The sequence below is a fragment of the Streptomyces sp. V4I8 genome, assembly GCF_041261225.1.
Classification (GTDB): domain Bacteria; phylum Actinomycetota; class Actinomycetes; order Streptomycetales; family Streptomycetaceae; genus Streptomyces.
In genome coordinates, this window is sequence record NZ_JBGCCN010000001.1 from 9,823,106 (window position 1) to 9,843,457 (window position 20,352).

Sequence of the window (20,352 nt, forward strand, 5' to 3'; positions counted from 1 at the left end):
TGAGGAAAGGCTGAGGCTGACCGGGCCGGAACGCCTCACGTTTTCGCACTACGTCCCTTCGGACCTGCCCGGCACGCACAGCCACGCGAGGGCGGCGGCGGACAGGTAGGCGAGCGCGCCGACGGCCATGCTGGTCCGCAGCCCCGTGTCGTAGTCGGTTGCCGAGGCGAGCAGACTGCCGCCGAGGGCCACCCCGGTGGCGCTGCCGATCTGGCGGGTGGTGTTGAACAGGGCCGAGGCGGCACCCGCGTACGCCGGGGGCGCGGCACCCATCACGGTGGCGGTCGAGCCGGTGAGGGCGAAGGAGGTGCCGAACCCCGCGGCCATCATCGGCGCCACCAGCAGCGCGTAGGCGGGTTCGGCTCCCGCGGCGGCCCAGCCGGCCAGCCCCAGGGCGGCCAGGAGCATGCCGGAGATGACCAGCGGACGATCGCCGGTTCGCCCGGTCAGCCGCCCGGACAGGACGGAGGCGAACATGGTCATCGCCACCGCCGGGAACAGGGCCAGTCCGGTGCCGAGGGCGCTGAAGCCGCGGTGGTGCTGGAACGCCAGGCTGGCGGTGAACAGCATGCCGTAGAAGCCGAAGTTGAACAGCAGGCCGATGACCGCTCCGCCGCTCATCGCACGAGAACGCAGCAGATCCAGCGGCAGCACGGGAGAGCGGGCAAGTCGCTCGCGGACCGCGAACGCCACGGCGGCCAGTACGGCCAGGCACACCCCGGCGAGCACAGCCGGATCGGACCAGCCCCGCCGTCCGGCCTCGTTGAGCGCCGCGGTCAGCAGTGCCACCGCCGCCACGACCGCGCACTGGGCCGGCCAGTCCAGGGCCCGGCCGGCGTGCCGGGGCGAGCGCGCCACGTGGCGCAGCGTCAGCAGCAGGCACACAGCGCCGACGGGCAGGTTGATGAGGAACACCCAGCGCCAACCCGCCGTGGAGACGAGCAGCCCGCCCAGCAGCGGGCCGGCGGAGGCCGCGATGCCCGCCATCGACCCCCACAGCCCGAAGGCCCGTGAGCGTGCGGCCGGCCCCGGGTACGCCTGCTGGAGCAGTGCCAGGGAACCGGGCACGATCAGTGCCGCGCCGAGCCCCTCCACGAGCCGGGCCGTCACCAGGGAGGGGGCGTTCGGCGCGAGCGCGCACGCGGCCGAGGACATGGTGAACACGGACACTCCCGCGCAGAAGACCCGACGGTTGCCCAGCCGGTCGCCCAGCGCACCACCCGTCAGCAGGAATCCGGCGAAGACCAGGGTGTAGCCGTCGGTGATCCACTGGATCCCGGTGAGCGAGGTCGACAGGTCGCGGCCGATCACCGGTACGGCGACGTTGAGGACCGTCACGTCCAGGATCACCATGAAATACCCGGCGCACACCGCCAGCAGCGGTGCCCAGGACCGTCGTCGCTCGGACTCAGGGTCCGACTCGGGAAGGCCGTACATCCAGAGCCACATTAAGCCACATATGGGTCATACGCCCTGGTGCGAGGGAGTTGGGTGGCCCTCGGGTTTCACCGAAGGGTTCCCGTATCCGTCCTCCCCCCCTTGCCCCTGCCACGGCCACGGCCACGTCCTCGGCCGGACTCCCCGAGACGCCCGCGGCCACGCCCCACATGCGGGTGAGCGCCCCACGCCGCACCCTGGTCCCATGGCAAGCACGCAGCCCGTCGTCGTCTACCCGCCGGCCGAGGACGGTGGCCGGCGCGTACGCGTGGACGACCAGTTCCTCGGGATGGCGTACGGCCTCCTGGACGTCGCCGAGTTCCTGCGCCGGGCGGGCATCGAGGACGCGGATCCCGAGTACGTGCGGCAGACGGGGCTGATCGAGTGGCGCGGTGGCGGCCCGGAGGCGTGGAACCGCTGACAGCCGGCGCCAAATTCCCGAGCGAGGCGTCTGGCGGGGCCTCAGACTGCGGGAGTGGACGACATCATCGAACCCGCGACCGTCACGCCCGTAGTGTGGTCGAGTGAGTTACTGGGATACCCGCCGGACGCTCGCCTGCTGATCGTCAACTGCGATGACTTCGGGATGTATCCAGCGGTCAACGCCGCGGTGATCGAGTCGGTCGAGGAGGGCGTCGCCAGTTCGTGCAGCCTGATGGTCCCGTGCCCCGCGGCGCCGCAGGCCATGGAACTGCTCAGCCGGCGCCCGCACCTCCCGTTCGGCATCCACCTCACCCTGGTCTGCGACCTGCCCGGCATCCCGTGGGGGCCGTTGGCAGGCAAGGAACGAGTTTCGTCACTGCTGGACCCCGCGGGCGGGCTGTTTCCGCCGACGCCCGCCGGACGGGAGGCCCTGCTCGGCCGAGCGCGCCCTGATGAGGTCGAACTCGAGTTCCGTGCTCAGATCAATGCCGTCGCCGACGCCGGGCTCACGCCGACCCACCTGGACTTCCACTGCCTGGCCGACGGCGGCCGCGACGACATCCTCGACCTGACCGTGATGCTGGCCGCGGAGTACGGCTTGGCGGTCCGGGTCTGGCTCGAACCGGCGCGCCGGGCGATGCGGCGACGTGGGCTGCCGGTCACCGACAACGACTTCCTGGACAGCTTCTCACTGGACCTTGCGGGAAAGGCCGCCCGATACGCGCAGCTGCTGCGTGACCTGCCCGCCGGGCTCAATGAATGGGCGGTGCATCCCAGCCTTGGCGACGAGGCGTCGCAGGCGGCCGACGAGGGCTGGCGCGTGCGCCGGACCGACTACGAGTTCCTGACCTCGCCGCAGGCCCGTGACGCTCTCCGGCAGGAGGACATCCACGTGATCGACTACCGGCCCCTTCAGCAAGTCTGGTCCCAGAACCCGACTCTGCGATGAGCGGCGGTCGGCGCACTTCTCCAGGAGATGCCTGCTGAACGCCGTGCCAGGGCACAGGGCTGATCGAAGGCACGGTGGGCGACGACCAGGCCGGACCCCGCTGGCCCCGTACACGCTGGCCGGCATGGGCCGCGCCGACCTGGACCTGCTGGGCTCCGGCAGAACCGTGCCGTACCTCGCAGTGCGCTCGACGGACACGGGTGTCCAGAGGCGGATCCTGGAGTCCTGCACCGGATCAGCCGCAGTTGAGCGGGCAGCGGCCCGTCCTTGGCAGCGCCAGTTGCTCCCGCTGACCGACGCGTCCCCCGTGCTGCCGGTCGACGACTCGCTCGCCGGTTGGGCCTGTCGCACCCAGTCCCTGCGCGTGGAGGAGTCCGAGGCCGGCGGCATGACGGCCTGGCTCCCGCTGATGGACGGCGCGGAGCGGCTCGGCGTGCTCGCGGTGCACTCACCGACCCTCACACCGGTCTCCCTGCGGCGCGGCCATCCGGGCGACCGCCGCGGGCGAACGGGCCCCGGGGACCCTACGGCGACTGATCCACTCCATCCTGGACGCCCAGCCCGGCCGCCTCCGGGACGACGCGACGAGGCTGCTGTTCGAGTGGTGGCCGCCGACACGCTGACCGCAGGCCTCGCCGACGGGCCGAGGAGAAGGGGAGAGCCACGGCCGTCGACGGGGCGCTGCGGGTTCGCCGGCGGTGCAACCTCGCCGACCCTCACGACGGGCAAGCCTCTGCGGTTGCCGGCCGGGGCCCGACGGCGTAGGTCGCTCAGCCCGCGTACACGCGGCCTTCCTTGATGACGAGGTTGGTGGGTTCGGAGCAGCCGAGGGACGGTGTGAGGAGCAGGCTCACCGTCAGTGGTGCGGGTTCGGTGCTCGCGGTGGAGAGTTGGCAGACGGCGCCCGTGCCGGTGAGGGGGTACCAGAACCAGCCGTCCACCTCGCCGACGGTGACGCGGTCCGACTCCTTCCAGGCGCCCTTCGCCTGCGTGTAGACCTGCAGACGGACAGAGGCGGCGTATTCGTCCTGCGTCGAACGGAGCGCGGTCAGCGTGATCTTGTAGTCGGTGCCGAGGACGGAAGAGGCGATCTGCCGTGTCTGCGGCGTGTCGGTGCCGGCGTTCGAGGCGCCGGCGCCGGCGGCACCGAGAGCGGCCGCCATCAAGGCGGTGAGGACTGCGGCCGTGCCGTGGTGGGTGCGAGTGCGGGCCAAGCTCATGTGTTCCCCCGTTGGAACGAGTTGGAATGGGCGCTCTGGTCAGTTCCGGTGAGTTCCGGTCAGTGATGAAGACACGGGACGCGGAGCAGGGGTTGTACGCCTACCGGTCGGCTCATTCGGCCGACGCCATGGCCGCGTGCCGCGTCGTGGCTAGCTCTTGACGGACACCGTCTCGTCCGGCATCCGCGTCTCCTGCCCGCCCGGCCCGCGTCCGGCGATGCGCATGGCGACGCATGCTCCCAGGTACAGCAAGGCCACGACCAACAGCAGAGCCTGATAGCCCGTCACCAGAGCCAGGTACTCGAGCGCGCCCCCCGTCAGCGCACCCAGCAGGTTCGCGCCGAACGCGGATGTCGGGTCGGGCGCCAGCGCGAGGCGGTCGGAGAAGATGAGGTTGGCGCAGAAGATGGGCGCGAAGGCCAGTGCGATGGCGGCGGCGAGCCGGCCGACGGGCGGCAGGGAGAGTACGGCCTGTGTCGGAACGAGCCAGGCCACGGCGAGCGAGGCGAAGAGCATGAGCTGCAGCAGGAGTTGGTTGACCCGCCGCAACCTGCGCCGGACCTCGACCGCGGCGAGGACGGAGAGCAGTACACCGAAGAAGACGAGGGCGTTGACCAGCCAGGTCGTACCGAAGTACAGCGCGAAGCCGATCACGTTCTTCGTTTCGAGCAGCATGAAGGCCGCGCCCAGCAGGAACATGTCGGTGTAGCGGAGCGTACTTCGGATACGGACCCCGGCCAGGCGCACCGCCAGCAGCGTCACCAGCAGGATCGCGCCCAGGGCGCCCAGGTAGATGGTGGGAATGCTCCGGTGCAGCAGGTAGGGGAAGGGGTGGTCGTCGGTCGCGGCCGCCGGGACCGGGCCGCTGGGCTCCCAGATCTGCTTGCAGGACTGGTCGGCGGGGGTCATCCCGGCCACCAGCACCGCCGCGTTCCGCTTGAACGTCGTCATACAGGGCGCGTGGCCGTACAGCTGGTCGAGGTCACCTGCGAAACGGTCGACCAGCCAGCTCTTGCGGTAGTAGTTGTACATGGCGAACGCGCCGTCAGGCGTCAGATGGTCGCGGGCCGCCTCGAACGCCTGCCGCGTGAACAGGTAGCTCTCCAGCCGCAGATTGCTCGCCCCCGACACCAGCGTCAGGGAGTCCGGCAGCGCCAGGATGATGAGGTCGTACTTGGCGTTCGTCCGCTCCAGGAACGCCCGCCCGTCGTCGATGTACACATGCACCCGGGGGTCGTCGTACGGCCGGGCGGGGTGCAGTTGCGCACCGATCTCCTGAAGCCGGGGATCGATCTCGACCGCGTCCACGCGCTCCGCTCCGTGCGCCAGCGCGACCGCGACGTCATTGCCGTTGCCGGCCCCGATGACCAGTACGCGCTTGTGCGGATTGTTGGGTGTCTGGTCGTAGGCCTGCCGATAGGGCGAGTTCTCCCGCATCAGCACCGGCAGCGGCGCGGTGCTCTGGTGCGGCACGCCGTTGGCGGAGATGTAGTACGTCCGGGTGGTGGTCGGCGATTCCTTGAGCTCGATCTTGTAGTACGGCGACCAGGAGACGCCGGCCGTGGTCGACTCCAGGAACAGCGCGGCGACCATCGCCGTGAGGGGGATGCCGTACAGCAGCGTGTTGCGGCGCCCGCCGAGGACCAGCAGGGCCACGGCGGCGAGTACGCCCCACGCGACCGAGGGGGCGCGGAGCCAGGACAGCACGGCGAAGGAGACCGAGCCGGTGATGCTGCCGAGCAGGTCGTAGCGGTAGGCGTCGAGCGAGGGGAGCTGGCGGAAGAGGTCGGCGGTGATCTTGCCGATCCCCGCCATGATCACCGCGGTCAGCAGGAAGATGGCCGGCAGCGTCACCCACTGGGGCAGGCCGGTGGTCTTCACGGCGGTGAAGTAGATGACCTCGCTGCTGCTCTGACGCACCTGCACCGGGTACGCGCGCACGAGGACGACCAGCAGTGCCAGCGGGATCGGTGTCCAGCGTTTCAGCCACTGTCCGCGCGCGGCGGGGATCAGGAACCCGAGGCCGATGCCGAGGAACGAGCCCAGCAGGATGAAGTTCGAGAAGTAGCTGAGGTGGACGACATTGGCGCCCGCCCATCTGATCAGCGCCAGCTCGACAAAGAGCATGGTGGTGCTGGCCAGCACGAGCCTCCAGCGCACCGAGGCTTCCGTTTGCCCGGATTTGGTCAACTTCATGGCGGTTTACGGTGCCAGTTTCACGTCGGTGAGTCGAGATGCCTTGCCGGTGTGCGCCGCGGACATTGATGACGGGTCAGCGCACGAGCAGGGTCGAAGGGGCGGGCGGTGGCCAGAACCGGTTCCTGGGAGGGGCGGGCGCGGGCGCCCCGGCCGCCCTGCCCCGTACGGTGCGGGGCGGCCCCCGCAGGGAGGGCTCGGTCAGACGGTGAGCATGGCCTTGATGGCGCGACGCTCGTCCATCGCCTTGTACGCCTCGGCGGCGTCCTCGAGCGGGACGGCGAGGTCGAAGACCTTGCCGGGGTTGATCTTCCGCTGCCAGATCAGGTCGATCAGCTCGGGCAGGAAGCGGCGTACCGGCGCGGGGCCACCGTGCAGGTGGACCTGGGCGAAGAAGAGCTCCTCGCCGCTGAGGGTGACGTCGTGGCTGACGCCCACGAAGCCGACGTGCCCGCCGCCGCGGGTGGAGCGGATGGCCTGCTGCATGGATTCCTGGGTGCCGACGGCTTCGACGACGGAGTGGGCGCCCAGGCCACCGGTCAGCTCCTTGATCTTCGCCACGCCCTCCTCGCCGCGCTCGGTGACGATGTCGGTGGCGCCGAACTCGCGGGCGAGTTTCTGGCGCGGTTCGTGGCGGCTCATCGCGATGATCCGTTCCGCGCCGAGCTGCCGCGCGGCCAGGACCGCGAGCAGGCCGACCGCGCCGTCGCCGACGACGGCCACGGTCCTGCCGGGCCCGGCTTCGGCGGCGACCGCGCCGAACCATCCGGTGCCCAGCACGTCGGAGGCGGCGAGCAGGTCGGGGATCAGGCCGGCGTCCGGGGTGCCCGGCACGGCGACGAGGGTGCCGTCGGCGTGGGGGATCAGGGCGCGCTCGGACTGGGTGCCGACCTGGGACATGAACACGCGGTTCACACAGGAGGAGGGGTAGCCGGAGCGGCAGATCTCGCAGGTGCCGCAGGAGGCCACGAAGGAGCCGACGACGAACTGGCCGGGCCTGACGCTCTTGACCTCGCTGCCGACCTCCTCGACGACGCCGACGTACTCGTGCCCCATCGGGGTGGGCCCGTCGACGGCCTCGACACCGCGGTAGGGCCACAGGTCCGAGCCACAGACGCAGGCCGCCGAGAGCCGGATGACGGCATCCGTCGGGGCGGTGATCGTCGGGTCGGCGATCTCTTCCACCCGGATGTCGCCGGGAGCGTGCAGTACCGCAGCGCGCATGAGGTGTTGCTCCTTGGGGTTTCGGGTCGGCCGCGCAGGCGGCCGGGACGGCTTCCTGCCATGTGTAGGGCCCGGCCCGGTGGGCGCGGTGCGTTACGTGAGGTGTCGGCCGCCGTATCACCCGCGTGCCCGAGCGTCCGTTCGGATCAGTCCCTGACGGGGCCAGGCCGGCCGGCCACAGGCGCCCGGGCGCAGGGCGGACGGCTCGGCGCGGACCGAGATCGCCTGTCGGCCGTCGGTTCCTCTCAGGGCTCGGCGTGGTGGACCTCGGTGCCGGTGCCGGTGTACACGAGCGCGGCGTAGGCGTTGACGCGATCGGGGACAACGCCCGCTTCGGCGCTGACCGTTCGTCCGGTACGCCCGTCGACCACGAACGCTCCATCCTTGCCCTTGACGTAGAACGCGTCCTTGAACTCGGCTTCCACGGTGCCGTTCCAGTCGTCCGGCCCGTCGCCCGCCGCCCGGCGCCACAGGATCTTGCCGGCGTCGTCCACCGCGATCGCGCCGTCCTGCTTCGAGGCGCACAGCAGGACGGTGCCGTCGTCGCCGTGGTCGCAGTGCATGCGCTTGGTCAGTCCGCCCCGCTTGGACAGGACGAAGTCGCCGGTCGCGATCTCGATGAGCCTCGCCTGCTCGCTGTCGTCGTCGAGTTTGGCCAAGGGGGCGCCGTTCGAGGCGATCGACCAGGTGGTGCCGTCCGGTACTTCCTTGACCCATAGGTCGCGCCCGTCGGTCGCGGCGACACCGGCCAACGAGTAGTCCTCGTCCGGCTCCTCGCGGAAGCCCAGCACGGCGTCGCCGGATCCGCCGACCTTCCAGAAGCCCGCGCGCTGCCACAGCATGCGGGGTTCGTCCAACGAGACCGCGAAGGTGCCGGTCGGGTAGCCGTCCTCCGTCCAGGTGACGGTCGCGACGCCGTCGCCGCTCGACACCTGGAGCGCGCCGAGCTTGCCGACCGGGTCGCCGTAGATGTCCACGGGAAGCCGCCAGATCAGCTTGCCGTCGTCCGCCCGCGCCGCGATCACCTCGAACCCGGCCTGGGCCGAACCGCCGCCCTGCTCGGCGAGCTGGACGGGCACGACGGTGAGCATGGCCGGTGCGCCGCCGATCCGCACCGGTACAGGGAAGGACACGCGGCTTCGTATCATCTCGGCCTGCTTCTCGCTCAGATCGCGTGGCGCCGGCAGGTCGTACGTGGGCGCGTTCCGGGTCGTGATGTCAGTGACGGTCTTGCCCGTGGCCAGGTCGTACACCGTCACGCCGGACGCGTGCGAGAGCCAGGCCGCGCGCCCGTACAGAGCGATGGTGGGGTAACCCTCAGGGCCCGTCGGCAAAACATGGGCCACGTTGCTGTCGAACGTCGAGGGCGCCGCGGCCCGTGGATCGCCGCTGAGGTCGAGAGCCTTCCGGGTGGGCTTGGCCGGCGGCGACCCGGTGCCCGCCGAACTGTCGCGTTCCTCCGTCGGGCCTGCGCTGCAGGATGCCAGCAGAGCCGCCGCAGCCAGAGCGATGACACCTTCACGTACCGGACTTCTCATCCGACTCTCCGCGTCCCGTGACCTGTGAGCCACCCCCGGCCGGTGACCAGGTGGCACTCCTGACGTCAGCGCATTCGACCACCGGCGGGCCGGGACCGGTCCCGGCCCCGATTCGGGTGCGGCCGAAGCCGCTCAACGGGGGCGGTTGGCGGGTACGCGTATGCACGGCCCGGTCCAACGCGGTGTCGCGTCTCGCGGGCGGGGAAATCGGTCGCACCCCATGGGGCGGCTCGGTGACTTGGGTGCGAGCGCAGCCTCGTGCGAGACGCGACCGTGAGGAGGCCGGCATGGAGCCGGAGGGCGTGCGGACCGACCGACTGGGCGTGCTGATCGACCAGTTCGACCGCGCCAGGGAGATGGCGCAGGCGCGGCTGACGGGGCTCGGGGACGACGGGTACCTGTGGGAGCCGGTGCCCGGTTGCTGGTCGAATGGAAAGCAGAGCTCGACACGGTCGGCTTCTCGCAGTATCCGTACGGTTCCGCCCCCGGGGAGCCGTTCATCTCCGTGCGGTGGGGAGCGAACCTGGAGTTCGTTCACCACATGGCCGAGATCGCGTTGCTGCGTGACCTGTGGCGGGCTCGCCTCAACGCTCCCGGGTAGGCGGGGCAGTTCACGCCGGCGCTGTGGCCGGTCCGGACCGGCCCTGGGATCACAGGCTCGCGAGCAGATGGGCGAGGGGAGCGGGGACGCGCTGCGGGTCGAGGGCCTCGACGAGGAGACGGCCGTAGCGGATCTTGCGGCCTCGTTTCGTGCCGAGGAAGCGCCGCATCTGTTGCTGCGGGGGGCGGCCCTGTTGTGCGGGTTGGCGCACGAAGATCTGCCAGGCCGGGAGATCGCCCTCAGCCTCGACGATCTTTTCGACCCGCGGCACGCCCAGTGCGCGGATGAGCTCGTCCTCCAGGTCCGACACGCACACGAAGAACCCTGTCCGCGGCGCGCGGGCCCGCTCGAGGCCGCGGTCGTAGAAGCGCTGCTCGCCCTCGTCGCACAGTCCGGTGAGGCGCAGCCCCAACCCGGGCGGCCCGAGAAGGCCGGCGTAGCGGCCGACGCTCATGGCCCCGCCCATCGGCAGGGCGCAGATGCCCTCGGCGGGCAGGTCCCGGCCATGGCGCGCGGCCAGCGTCTCGACGGCCGCGAGGTCGCTCGGCCCTTCCAGCAGTACCGCGGTACGCACGCGCAGCCGCACGGCCAGCTCGGCGGCCGGTCCACCGGGGCTGCCCGCCGCCCAGCCGGTGACCGCGTCCCGGAACGCTCGCATGTCCGCCATGGGTGCGATTCTGCTCCTGCGGGAGCCGGCGCGGCACAGCGTTTTCGCCGGACGCGCTCCCCCAGGCTTCGGGAGTCTTCGGGAGCGGACCTGCTCCGGGGGTTTCGGGTACTGCGAGGCGTCGCGGCGAGTGATGTCAGCGCAGCCCTGATGTCAGTCCGGACCGCGGCGTGCGGCGGCGAGAAACTCGGCCTTGAACGGTTCGAAGGACTCGGCCGGGCTTCCTTCGCCGCGGTCCTGCCAGACCGGCTGGTTGCGGGGCGCGGGCGTAGGCGGACGCCGGTGTGTGAAGCTCAGCTGCGCACAACGACTCGACGCCCTTCTCGGCCATGCGCAGACCGTCCATCGCCGGCCCGGCCGTCACGTACCACTCGTCGCCGACCTCTTACCGGCGCGGCTGCGCGTGCGCCACGCCCTCGGCCTCCCGTGCGTATCGGACCAACTCCAGCAGCGTCCGGATCTGCTCGGCACGACGCTCTTCCGCCGGCGTCGCGGCCCGTCTTCGTCCCTCAGCGACCTGGAGCGGTACGGATCGGTCGGGCTGCGGTCCCTACGGGGTCGGCCGACAATGGGCAGTGGATGGCATGCCCGGCCCGCCCAACGACGCCGCGGCGGCGTCGGCCTGAGAGGAACGTGCTCATGCGCGCTGAGTCTTCGCCGGCCGCGCGGACGTACGACACGATCCTCCGCTTCGGCGGCGCGGTGATCCTGGCGGCGTCCGTCGTCGTCATCGCCGTACGCCATCGGCTCGTGGCGCTCGGCAGGGTCCCGCAGCTCGGCTCGCGGGCACCTCGTGACAGGCGGCTGCCATGACCGGCGGGCGGGGCTGACACGGAGCCCGCATCGGTCCGGCCATGCCGGGCCGCCCCCGATGGCCCGCCGACCGGCCCCCTGCGCGACGACGGCCCCCTGCACGACGACGGCCCCCTGCACGACGACGGCCCCCTGCACGACGGCCCCCGAGACCACGGACTCCGCGCCCGGCCCCGGCGGGCAGGAAAACCAGGTCGCGCCATGACCGGCCACAACCTCCGCCCCGAACTGCGACCGCCCTCCCTGCGCGAGTGGGTGTGGTGGCTGCCGTTGGCCGCGTCCTCGTCGACGTGCTCGCCGAAGTGATCGTCAGGGGCCGTGAACCGGTGAGCTTCATGCTCATCGCGGTACCGCCGTTGGCCGCCGCGACGCGCGGCCCGCGGGGCACCGCGATGTCGGCCGTGGTGTGCCTGGGACTGCAGATGTGGATGGCCGCCCGGCGCCCCGGCCACTTCGACGAGCAGCACCACATCGCCGTCTACATCGCCACGACCCTCATCGGCATCGCCGGCGTCGCGCTGGCCCGGCAGCGGGAGACGAGGCGGCGACATCTGATCCGGGCCAGCTCGGTCGCGGAGGCCATGCAGCGGACCCTGCTGCGTCCCGTACCGCGCAGACTCGGGCCGGTGCGCGCCGCCGGGTTCTACGAGGCGGGGAGGGCGGCACGCTCGTCGGCGGGGATCTGTACGACGTGTGCGAGACGCCCTTCGGGGTGCGGGCGATCATCGGCGACGTCCGCGGCAAAGGGCTGGACGCGGTCCAGACGGTCGCGGCGGTGCTGGGCAGCTTCCGGGTCTCGGCCCATGAGTGGCGGAGCCTGAGCAGTCTCGCCGAGCGGCTGGAGCTCAGTATCGCCCGCAACAGCCCGGTCGGCGACGACAGTGATCCCGAGCTGTTCGTGACCGCGCTGGTGCTGGAGTTCCCGCCGGACGGCGGCGAGGTACGGATCGTCGACCGCGGCCACCCCTCGCCCCGGGTGGTCGGCCCGCAGGGCGCCCGTCGGCTGGTCACGGCGCCCGGACTGCCACTGGGGCTGGGCGGACTGGCGCCGGGCGGAGGTGTCGACACGACGGTGCACCCGCTCCGCCCTTCGGAGGTGCTCGTCCTGCACACGGACGGCGTGAGCGAGGCGCGCAACGCGGACGGCGTCTTCTACCCGGTCCAGGAACGGCTCGGCGAACGGTTCTCCGGCGAGCGCGTACTCCGCCCGGAGACGGTCGTGTCGTTCGTCCGGACCGACGCGGAACGCTGGTCGGCGCGGTCGGACGACGACGACCGGGCCGTTCTCGCCCTCTCCTTGCCCAAGAACCCTTACCGGCAATGAAATTGACTGTTCATCATTTTTGGAAATCAAATACAACTTTGCGAGTTCTTGGTGTAGCTCGGTCGTCGATTACGTGAGCCTCGTGGGCATCACACGGTGACCGCGGCCCCCGCCGTAACAGGGGGCCGCGTGTTCACCGACCCCCCACGTACGGTGAGAGGCAACAAAGATGACGATGAGCCGCACACTGCGGTACGGCGGCCGCACGCTGGCGCTGACGGCGTCCGCGCTCGGGACGATCGCGGTGGCTGCCGTGCCCGCTGTGGCCGATGACCAGCCCACCGCGGAGCAGATCGTGGCCGACTGCGCTTCCGGAGAAGGGAAGTGCAGCTTCAACTCCCCGGAAATCGGCCAGGCTTACCTCGGCAAGCCCCGCCAGGTCTCCGAACTGCTCTACAACTGCACGGCCTCGCCCGCCTCCCAGACGATGTCGTGGGCGGACACCGTGGGCTCCTCCCACTCGGTGGGAGGCTCGGTCACCGTCGGTGGAGGCATCGAAGGCATCGTCACCGCCAGCGTGACCGCGACGTACAACTACACCTGGCAGAGCTCGCACACGGAGACCAGCACCTTCACCGTGACCGTGCGGCCCGGGGAAGTGGGCTGGATCTCCCGCGCCCAGGTGATGCAGCAGATATCCGGCACCTGGCAGACCCACTACGAGGACCCCAAGTGGGGCCACTACTACTGGTTCGTACCCGACGTGATCACCGGCCCCGCCCCGAACGGCACGGACGGCAAGCACAACGCGGTCGTGGTCAAGTCCCGCAAGATGACGGCCGACGAGAAGAAGCTCTGCTCCACCGGGTCCACCCGGAACGAGGTCTTCACCCGGTAGCGGTCGAGCGGGAACGCAGTTCAACGGGACGCTGACGTCGACGCTTTGGGCACCCGCCTGATCCAGCTCCTGCGCGCCCCACATTCGTTGCGTGCGCCTCATTCGAGTGCTTGCCTATAGAGCGCGTGTGCAACTGATCTCCCCGGGTACCCGGCGATCGCATGTGCAGGACGCGAAGGGCACAGAAAGGAGCTGCCGGACATGCAGATCGATCTGAAGGGCCGCACCGCTCTGGTCACCGGTTCCACCCAGGGCATCGGCGCGGCGATCGCCGCCGGTCTGGCGCGCGCCGGTGCCCGCGTCGGCGTCAACGGCCGCAACCCGGAGCGGGTGGAGCGGAGCGTCGCCGAGCTGGCACAGGAGGTGCCCGGAGCGTCGTGGGTGCCGGTGCCGGCGGACGTGACCACGCAGGAGGGCGCCGACCAGGTGGCCGAGATGCTGCCGGAGGTGGACGTCCTCATCAACAACCTCGGCGTCTTCGGCGCCGCCGACCCCTTGGCGATCAGCGACGAGGAGTGGCGGCGCTACTTCGAGGTGAACGTGCTGTCCGCCGTACGCCTGACGCGGCTCTTCCTGCCGGGCATGACCGAACGAGGCTGGGGGCGTGTGCAGTACATCGCCAGCGACTCGGCGATCGTCACCCCGGCCGAGATGATCCACTACGGCATGTCCAAGACAGCGCTGCTCGCGGTCAGCCGAGGATTCGCCAAGCAGGCGGCCGGCACGGGCGTGACGGTGAACTCCGTCATCGCCGGCCCCACCCACACGGGCGGCGTGGAGGACTTCGTCTACGAACTGGTGGACCGCGAGGTGCCCTGGGACGAGGCCCAGCGCACCTTCATGCGGGAGCACCGCCCGCAGAGCCTGCTGCAGCGCCTGATCGAACCGGAGGAGATCGCCAACATGGTGGTCTACCTCAGCTCCGACCAGGCCTCGGCCACCACCGGCGGCGCACTGCGGGTGGACGGCGGGTACGTCGACTCCATCCTGCCCTGACATCCCCATCCTGCCCTGACGTCGCAGCCCGCCCCGGACTGTCTCATGGTTTGTTTTGCCGTGGTCGCGGCACTCGGAGAGCCACGTACATGCCGCTCGCGCGGCGAACCATTGCTGTGTGAAGGTGCGTCGGACAGACGCATCGGGAGCCGGCCCGGCAGCCGGGCGGAACAAAAGGGCGGTCGATGACGACGATCGGCGTGGAAGAGGAGTACCTCCTGCTCGACCCGGCCACCGGCCTGCCGGTGCCACAGGGGGACGAGGTGCGGGTGGCGGCGGGGCTGGGGCGCCTCGCGGCCGACCAGGAAGTGCAGCACGAACTGCTCCAGTCCCAGGTCGAGGTGGCCACCCCGGTGTGCGAGACGCTGGAGGAGGCCGGGGGACATCTGCTGCGTCTGCGGCAGGCCGTCGCCGTGGCCGCCGAGGACCACGGCTGCCGTGTCGCGGCGTGCGGGGCATGGCCGCTGCGCCGCGGTCGTCGCGTGGCCGTCACCGACGAGGCGCGTTACCGGGCCATGGTCGTTCAGGCGCCCCAACTGGTGGCGGAGCAGCTGGTCAACGGCATGCACGTACACGTCGGCGTGCCCGGCCGGGAGGAGGGCGTACAGGTCCTCAACCGGATCCGGGCCTGGCTGCCGACGCTGACCGCCGTGTCCGCGAACTCCCCGCTGTGGGACGGCCAGGACACCGGCTTCGCGAGCTGGCGGACGGTGATCTTCGGCCGCTGGCCGGTCAGCGGCATGCCCCCGTTCTTCGAGGACGCCGCGGACTACGACCGGCGGGTGCAGCGGCTGCTGGACGCCGGTCTGATCGCCGACACCGGGCAGGTGTACTGGCAGGCCCGCCTGTCGCCCCGCTACCCCACCGTCGAGATCCGGTGCTCGGACGTCCAGCTCAGCGCGGACGAGGCGGTCATGCTCGCCGGGATCATCCGGGCCCTCGTCAAGACCGCTCTGGCGGACACGGCGGCCGGGGCCCCCGTACCCGACCAGGACCCGGAACTGCTGCGGGCCACCATGTGGCACGCCGCCCGCCACGGACTCTGCGACACCCTGGTCGACCCGGGCGGCACATCTCGGTCTGCCCGCGCGGTGCTGCACCAGCTCCTCCAACATGTCGCTCCCGCACTCGACGCGTCCGACGACACCCGGCAGGTGACGGCTCTGACGGACCGGCTCCTGCGGAACGGGACCGGAGCGGAGCGCCAACGCGCCGCCCTCGCCGACGGGGGCCTCCAGGCGGTCACCGACCTGATCAGCGTCCGGAGCACCGTGCCATGACCTGACGTCCCTCACGGTTACCGGCCTTCGGGGAATCGGGGGTCGGCTCGGCGGTCCGGGGGCCGCAGGGTGGTAGGGGGATGAGGTGTCCACGTCCCCTGATCCGCCCGCCTCGCCGGACGGACGCTCCAGCGGCGGCGAGTCGCGGGTGCCGGACGCGCTGCGGACAGCGGCCGCGTACGCATGGCGGATCATCGCCGTCGGCGTCGTCGTCCGGGTGGCCTTCTCCGTGCTCGGCCAGTTCCACCGGATCGCCGTCGCCGTCTTCCTCGGCCTGGTCATCACGGCCGTGTTCCGGCCCGTGGCCGGCCTCCTGGCGCGCTTCATGCCCCGCCCACTCGCGGTCGCCGCCGCCCTCATAGGCGGCATCGTCCTGGTCCTCGGGGGCCTGGTCCTGGTGGGGGAGATCGTGGCGGATCAGCGAAGGGGGCTGGAGAAGGAGTTCGTGGAGGGCGTCGACCGGACCGAACGTCAGCTGGAGGAGGCTCCCTTCCGCCTTCCGCCGGATGCGTTCGATGATCTGCAGTCCCGTGTCGGCAGGCTCCTGTCGAGCCACCGCTCCACCCTCATCAGTACGGCGCTCAGCGGCGCGAGCCGGCTGGTCGAGGTGCTGACCGTGCTCGCCCTGGCCCTGTTCTGGGTGTTCGTCACGCACTCGGGCGACCGCCAGTGGCAGTGGCTGTGCGACCAGCTCCCCGTGGCGGCGCGGCAGCGTTTCACGGTCGGCGGCACGGCTGCCTGGCGGACCTTCACGGGTTACACGCACGGCATCCTGCTGGTGGCGGGCCTCAACGCGGTCCTCGTCGGTATCGCGCTCTTCGTTCTGGGGGTGCCGCTGGCTGTGCCGTTGGCTCTGCTGGAGTTCGTGGCCGCGTTCATCCCGCTGATCGGATCGCCGATCGCTCTGGCCGTCGCCGCGGTCGTCGCGCTGGCGTCGAAGGGACCGCTGATCGCCCTGCTGGTCGTGGCCCTCATCGTGGTCATCGGACAGATCGAGGGTCACCTCCTGCACCCCATCGTGATGAGCTGGGCCGTCCGGTTGCACCCCGTGGTGGTCGCGCTGGCCGTCGTCGGAGGTGCCGTCGCGGCGGGGGTCATCGGTGCCGTGGTGGCCGTACCGCTGGTGGCCGTGGGGTGGTCGGTGTACCAGGCGCTCCGGCGGCCTACGGCAGGACCGGAGTAGTCGGGACGCGGGCGGACGGGGGCAGGTCATGGGTGTGGTGTCGGCTGCGCCTACCGTGCTCGTGGTTCCTGACGGGCCTCCGGTTCGGCGTACGCGAAGTCGTACGGCGCCCAGTCGGCGACCCGGCGGTACCCGAGGCGCTGGTAGAGGGCGTTACTGGTGGGGTTGGCCGCGTTGGTGAACAGCACGACCTCCGTGGCGCCGGCGGCGAGCGCGGCCCTGCTCACCTCGGCGGACACGGCGGCCGCGTAGCCGCGACCGCGGAGGTGGGCCGGGGTGTACACGGGGTCCACCCGGACCATGCCGGCGACCACAGGGTTCGCGCCCGCCAGGGAGACGGGGGTGCCGTCCGGGGTCTCCCAGAACGTGTAGTGCTTCTCGGCGAAGCGGGTGCCGGCCCAGGAGTCGGCGTCGATGGTGACGATCTCCCCGAGGTCCGCGGCGAGTTCACGGCACCAGCGCATGAGGTGCTCGTGGTCCTGCTCGCCCACGATCCGGCCGCGTCCCTCCGGGTGCGGCTCCGGCGGAGTGAGCGTGCCCAGGCGGTACAGGTGCATCCGGACGCGGAGCGTCGGTGTCGCGCCGGTGTGCCGTTGCCAGGCCTCGGCGAACGCGGTGGCGGTGTCGTGGTCCGCGGTGACGCCGGCGAGCTCGTGGCCGAGGCCGGCCAGACGGGCGGCGAGGGCGTCGGCCCGCTCGGGGGAGAGCGGGGTGAGGGTCAGCCGGCGCGTCGGCGGGCGGAAGAAGATCGCCTGGGTCCCGCCCTCGGACTCCAACCGGCCGAAGAGGACGGTGCCGGGGGCGTACGTGCCAGGGCGGGTCCGCCAGTTCTCCAGCACGGTGAGCGGCGTGTTGTGCATGACGGGGCGCGAGCGGAGGAAGTCTCCGGCCCGGGCGAGAACGTCGTCCATGTCTTCGGTGAAATGCCAAGCATCCGGGCGCATGCCTCATGGTCCCGCATGCCCTCGACCCCAGGCAGCCGATACCCGAGGATGAGCCGTCGTCATGTCTCATACGCGTCTGTCAACTCTGCGTGAATCCACGGGAGTTGTCGCGGGCTCAGCGGCTTGTGCGGGGCTCGTGCGAGTCCGACCCCGGCGGCATCTCCAGGCCTCGGCTTCCGAGGCTCCAGGGTGAGGAGCCGTGAACGGGGTACCCGTGTGTGTTGTCCGGATGGCTGTTCTGGATGAACGATTCTGGATGACTGGTTCCGGAGGACCTGGTTGTGGAACCCACCGACTGGCTCCTGACCCCGGGCGAACGCGGCAACAGCGCCACACGTCTGGACAGCCGCCGGTCGGATCGGGCGGCCTGGTCGCGCGGGAACCTGGTGCGGCCCCTCGTCCATGGCGCGACGTACTTCTCGGAACTCCTCGGCGCGATCCGAGCGCAGCGAGCGGGAGACCTGCTCCTGTTCACCGACTGGCGGGGCGACCCCGACGAGCGCCTCGACGGCCCCGGCACCGAGATCGGCACCGTCCTGGGCGAGGCAGCCGCACGCCGAGTGATCGTCAAGGGGCTGCTCTGGCGCTCCCACCTGGACCGCTTCCAGTTCAGTGAGGCCGAGAACCGCCACCTCGGCGAGGCGGTCGAAGCGGGAGGCGGGGAATGCCTCCTCGACATGCGGGTACGCCCCGGCGGCTCGCACCACCAGAAACTCGTCGTCCTGCGGCACCCGGGCCGCCCCGAGCTCGACATCGCGTTCGTCGGCGGCATCGACCTGTGCCACAACCGCAATGACGACGCGACGCACCGCGGCGATCCGCAGTCGATGCCCCTCGCCGCCGCGTACGGACCGCACCCACCGTGGCACGACATCCAGCTCGCGATACGCGGGCCGGCCGTCGGCGACATCGAGACCGGCTTCCGCGAGCGCTGGAATGACCCCGCGCCCCTCACCCGCAGCCCCCTCGTCCGCCTACGGGAACTCGCTCACGGCGAGGACACCCACGCCGATACGTTGCCGCCCCAGGCACCCGACCCCGCCCCCTGCGGCACCCACACCCTCCAGCTACTGCGCACCTACCCCAACCGGCTGCTGCGCGGCTACGACTTCGCCCCCGACGGCGAGCGCAGCATCGCGCGCGGCTACCGCAAGGCGCTGCGGCGGGCCCGGGCGCTGATCTACCTGGAGGACCAGTACCTGTGGTCCCCACACGTGGTCGAATCCTTCGCCGAGGCGCTGACCGCCAACCCCGGCCTGCTCCTGATCGCGGTCATCCCCTCCGTCCCCGAACAGGACGGCCGGCTCACCCTGCCGATGAACCTGATCGGCCGGATCACAGCCCTGGACCGGCTGCGCCGTGCCGCTGGTGGGCGCGTCGCGGTGTACGGGCTGGAGAACCATGCGGGGACACCGGTGTACGTACACGCCAAGGTGTGCGTGATCGACGACGTGTGGGCCTCGGTCGGATCGGACAACATCAACCTCCGCTCCTGGACCCACGACTCCGAACTCACCTGCGCCGTCCTGGACGAGACCACAGACCCACGCGAGCCGCTCGACCCCGGAGGCCTTGGGGACGGCGCACGCGGCTTCGCCAGGAACCTGCGACTGGAACTCGCGCACGAGCACCTGGACCTGCAAGCACCCCGCACCCCACACGCGCCGGACCCGCTCTGCGACCCCCGGACCGCCTTCGACGCCTTCGCGGCGAGCGCCGCCGCACTGGACGCCTGGTACGACGACGGCCGCCGCGGCCCCAGACCATCCGGGCGCCTGCGCGCCTATCGCCCACCGAGCCTTTCGCGTACGGCCAGGAACTTCTACACGCCTCTCCACCGCCTGCTCGCCGACCCGGACGGCCGGCCCTTCATGCTGCGGCGCCGTAACGAGTACTGACGAGCTACCGCCTGCTGCCCGCTCAGTCCGGGCGCGCGGCCCAGGGGCGCGCGCAGCGGCCGTCTACTCCGGCGCTGTCGCGATCTGGATCAGGTTGCCGCAGGTGTCGTCGAAGACGGCGGTGGTCACGGGGCCCATCTCCAGGGGTTCCTGGGTGAAGCGGACGCCGAGGCCGTGCAGACGCTCGTACTCCGCTTTCACATCGTCGACGGCGAACTGGGCAAGCGGGATGCCGTCCTGAACGAGCGTGTCGCGGTAGGTTCTGGCGGCCGGGTGGCCGACAGGCTCCAGGAGGAGTTCGGTGCCGCCGGGTTCCTCGGGGGAGACCACGGTCAGCCACCGGTCCTTTTCCCCCACGGGGACGTCATGCTTCTTCACGAAGCCGAGGATCTCGGTGTAGAAGTGCAGGGCCCTGGCCTGGTCGTCGACGAAGACGCTGGTCAGTTGGATCCTCATGGGGTGCTCTCCTCCGGTGCGGGTGTGTCGGGCACGGGCCATCGCTCGGTGATCTGCCGCAGCGGGGCGGTGTTCAGATCGTGGAACTTGTAGCGGCCCTCACGCCGCACCTCGACGAGCCCGGCGGCCTCCAGCACCGCGAGGTGCTGGGAGACCCCCTGGCGCGAGATGCCGAGCTGATGCCTCATGCTCAGCCGCGAGCAGATCTCGAACAGCGTCTGTCCGGATCTCTCTGTCAGCTCGTCGAGGATGGTGCGGCGGGTGGGGTCGGCCAAGGCTTTGAAAAGGTCGTCGGCCACGACACCAGCATAGGCAAGTAAATACTTGCCTATCAGGCCGGGCAGCTGCGCCGCGCCGGCCATGCC

20 protein-coding genes and 1 pseudogene are annotated in these 20,352 nt (G+C 71.0%); 12 read left to right on the forward strand and 9 right to left on the reverse strand.

What is annotated here, in order from left to right:
* Nucleotides 1-48: 48 nt before the first annotated feature.
* Nucleotides 49-1,437 carry an MFS transporter gene (locus ABIE67_RS44620; protein WP_370267451.1) on the reverse strand — a complete coding sequence of 463 codons (1,389 nt, stop codon included), beginning with the start codon at nt 1,435-1,437 and terminating at the stop codon, nt 49-51.
* Nucleotides 1,438-1,642: 205 nt separating this feature from the next.
* Between ABIE67_RS44620 and ABIE67_RS44625 the strand changes: the two genes are divergently transcribed.
* The 3 genes from ABIE67_RS44625 to ABIE67_RS44635 all read left to right on the forward strand — a co-directional run bounded on the left by ABIE67_RS44625 (nt 1,643) and on the right by ABIE67_RS44635 (nt 3,608).
* Nucleotides 1,643-1,858 (forward strand): hypothetical protein, encoded by a 216-nt coding sequence (locus ABIE67_RS44625; RefSeq protein ID WP_030052320.1) that lies wholly within the window; start codon nt 1,643-1,645, stop codon nt 1,856-1,858.
* 54 nt (nt 1,859-1,912) lie between these two features.
* The gene (locus tag ABIE67_RS44630; protein WP_370267459.1) at nt 1,913-2,809 is read left to right on the forward strand and encodes a polysaccharide deacetylase family protein; all 897 of its coding nucleotides are present in this window, start codon (nt 1,913-1,915) and stop codon (nt 2,807-2,809) included.
* A gap of 124 nt (nt 2,810-2,933) precedes the next feature.
* Nucleotides 2,934-3,608 (forward strand): hypothetical protein, encoded by a 675-nt coding sequence (locus tag ABIE67_RS44635; RefSeq protein WP_370267461.1) that lies wholly within the window; start codon nt 2,934-2,936, stop codon nt 3,606-3,608.
* Here ABIE67_RS44635 and ABIE67_RS44640 read toward each other — a convergent pair.
* From ABIE67_RS44640 to ABIE67_RS44655, 4 genes are all read right to left on the reverse strand, one after another.
* On the reverse strand, nt 3,580-4,029 hold the full coding sequence (locus tag ABIE67_RS44640) for a hypothetical protein (protein ID WP_370267463.1): 450 nt from the start codon (nt 4,027-4,029) through the stop codon (nt 3,580-3,582). The genes ABIE67_RS44635 and ABIE67_RS44640 overlap by 29 nt on opposite strands.
* Before the next feature lie 150 nt (nt 4,030-4,179).
* A complete protein-coding gene (locus ABIE67_RS44645; RefSeq protein ID WP_370267465.1) occupies nt 4,180-6,189 on the reverse strand; it encodes a spermidine synthase in 2,010 nt (669 codons plus the stop codon).
* A 237-nt stretch (nt 6,190-6,426) separates the two neighbouring features.
* Entirely contained in the window at nt 6,427-7,449 is a 1,023-nt protein-coding gene (locus ABIE67_RS44650) for a zinc-dependent alcohol dehydrogenase family protein (RefSeq protein WP_370267470.1), read from the reverse strand.
* Nucleotides 7,450-7,694: 245 nt separating this feature from the next.
* Entirely contained in the window at nt 7,695-8,987 is a 1,293-nt protein-coding gene (locus tag ABIE67_RS44655; protein WP_370267474.1) for a hypothetical protein, read from the reverse strand.
* A gap of 287 nt (nt 8,988-9,274) precedes the next feature.
* Between ABIE67_RS44655 and ABIE67_RS44660 the strand changes: the two are divergent.
* Nucleotides 9,275-9,588 (forward strand): annotated as a pseudogene (locus ABIE67_RS44660) (hypothetical protein).
* Nucleotides 9,589-9,637: 49 nt separating this feature from the next.
* Here the strand turns inward: ABIE67_RS44660 and ABIE67_RS44665 are convergent.
* A complete protein-coding gene (locus ABIE67_RS44665; protein WP_370267478.1) occupies nt 9,638-10,255 on the reverse strand; it encodes a TOPRIM nucleotidyl transferase/hydrolase domain-containing protein in 618 nt (205 codons plus the stop codon).
* Between the two features lie 639 nt (nt 10,256-10,894).
* Here ABIE67_RS44665 and ABIE67_RS44670 point away from each other — a divergent pair.
* From ABIE67_RS44670 to ABIE67_RS44700, 7 genes are all read left to right on the forward strand, one after another.
* Nucleotides 10,895-11,068: a hypothetical protein gene (locus ABIE67_RS44670; protein WP_370267481.1), complete on the forward strand. Its 174-nt coding sequence runs from the start codon at nt 10,895-10,897 to the stop codon at nt 11,066-11,068.
* Nucleotides 11,069-11,325: 257 nt separating this feature from the next.
* Nucleotides 11,326-11,889 (forward strand): hypothetical protein, encoded by a 564-nt coding sequence (locus tag ABIE67_RS44675; RefSeq protein WP_370267486.1) that lies wholly within the window; start codon nt 11,326-11,328, stop codon nt 11,887-11,889.
* The gene (locus ABIE67_RS44680; RefSeq protein ID WP_370269568.1) at nt 11,781-12,392 is read left to right on the forward strand and encodes a PP2C family protein-serine/threonine phosphatase; all 612 of its coding nucleotides are present in this window, start codon (nt 11,781-11,783) and stop codon (nt 12,390-12,392) included. Before ABIE67_RS44675 ends, ABIE67_RS44680 begins: the two co-directional genes overlap by 109 nt.
* A 175-nt stretch (nt 12,393-12,567) precedes the next feature.
* A complete protein-coding gene (locus ABIE67_RS44685; protein WP_370267490.1) occupies nt 12,568-13,230 on the forward strand; it encodes a hypothetical protein in 663 nt (220 codons plus the stop codon).
* A gap of 201 nt (nt 13,231-13,431) precedes the next feature.
* Nucleotides 13,432-14,226 (forward strand): SDR family NAD(P)-dependent oxidoreductase, encoded by a 795-nt coding sequence (locus tag ABIE67_RS44690; protein WP_370267493.1) that lies wholly within the window; start codon nt 13,432-13,434, stop codon nt 14,224-14,226.
* 185 nt (nt 14,227-14,411) lie between these two features.
* Nucleotides 14,412-15,506, forward strand: a complete 1,095-nt coding sequence (locus ABIE67_RS44695) for a glutamate--cysteine ligase (RefSeq protein ID WP_370267497.1) — start codon at nt 14,412-14,414, stop codon at nt 15,504-15,506.
* Nucleotides 15,507-15,591: 85 nt separating this feature from the next.
* Complete coding sequence (locus ABIE67_RS44700) at nt 15,592-16,689, forward strand: AI-2E family transporter (protein WP_370267499.1); 1,098 nt, start codon at nt 15,592-15,594, stop codon at nt 16,687-16,689.
* Between the two features lie 50 nt (nt 16,690-16,739).
* Here ABIE67_RS44700 and ABIE67_RS44705 read toward each other — a convergent pair whose 3' ends face one another.
* A complete protein-coding gene (locus tag ABIE67_RS44705; RefSeq protein WP_370267501.1) occupies nt 16,740-17,633 on the reverse strand; it encodes a GNAT family N-acetyltransferase in 894 nt (297 codons plus the stop codon).
* Between the two features lie 281 nt (nt 17,634-17,914).
* On the opposite strand from ABIE67_RS44705, the gene ABIE67_RS44710 reads away from it, so the two are divergent.
* Nucleotides 17,915-19,531 (forward strand): phospholipase D family protein, encoded by a 1,617-nt coding sequence (locus ABIE67_RS44710; protein WP_370267503.1) that lies wholly within the window; start codon nt 17,915-17,917, stop codon nt 19,529-19,531.
* Between the two features lie 63 nt (nt 19,532-19,594).
* Here ABIE67_RS44710 and ABIE67_RS44715 read toward each other — a convergent pair whose 3' ends face one another.
* Together ABIE67_RS44715 and ABIE67_RS44720 are read right to left on the reverse strand one after the other, a co-directional pair.
* On the reverse strand, nt 19,595-19,987 hold the full coding sequence (locus ABIE67_RS44715; RefSeq protein ID WP_370267505.1) for a VOC family protein: 393 nt from the start codon (nt 19,985-19,987) through the stop codon (nt 19,595-19,597).
* A complete protein-coding gene (locus ABIE67_RS44720) occupies nt 19,984-20,286 on the reverse strand; it encodes an ArsR/SmtB family transcription factor (protein ID WP_370269570.1) in 303 nt (100 codons plus the stop codon). The genes ABIE67_RS44715 and ABIE67_RS44720 overlap by 4 nt, the downstream gene beginning before the upstream one ends.
* Nucleotides 20,287-20,352: the final 66 nt, after the last annotated feature.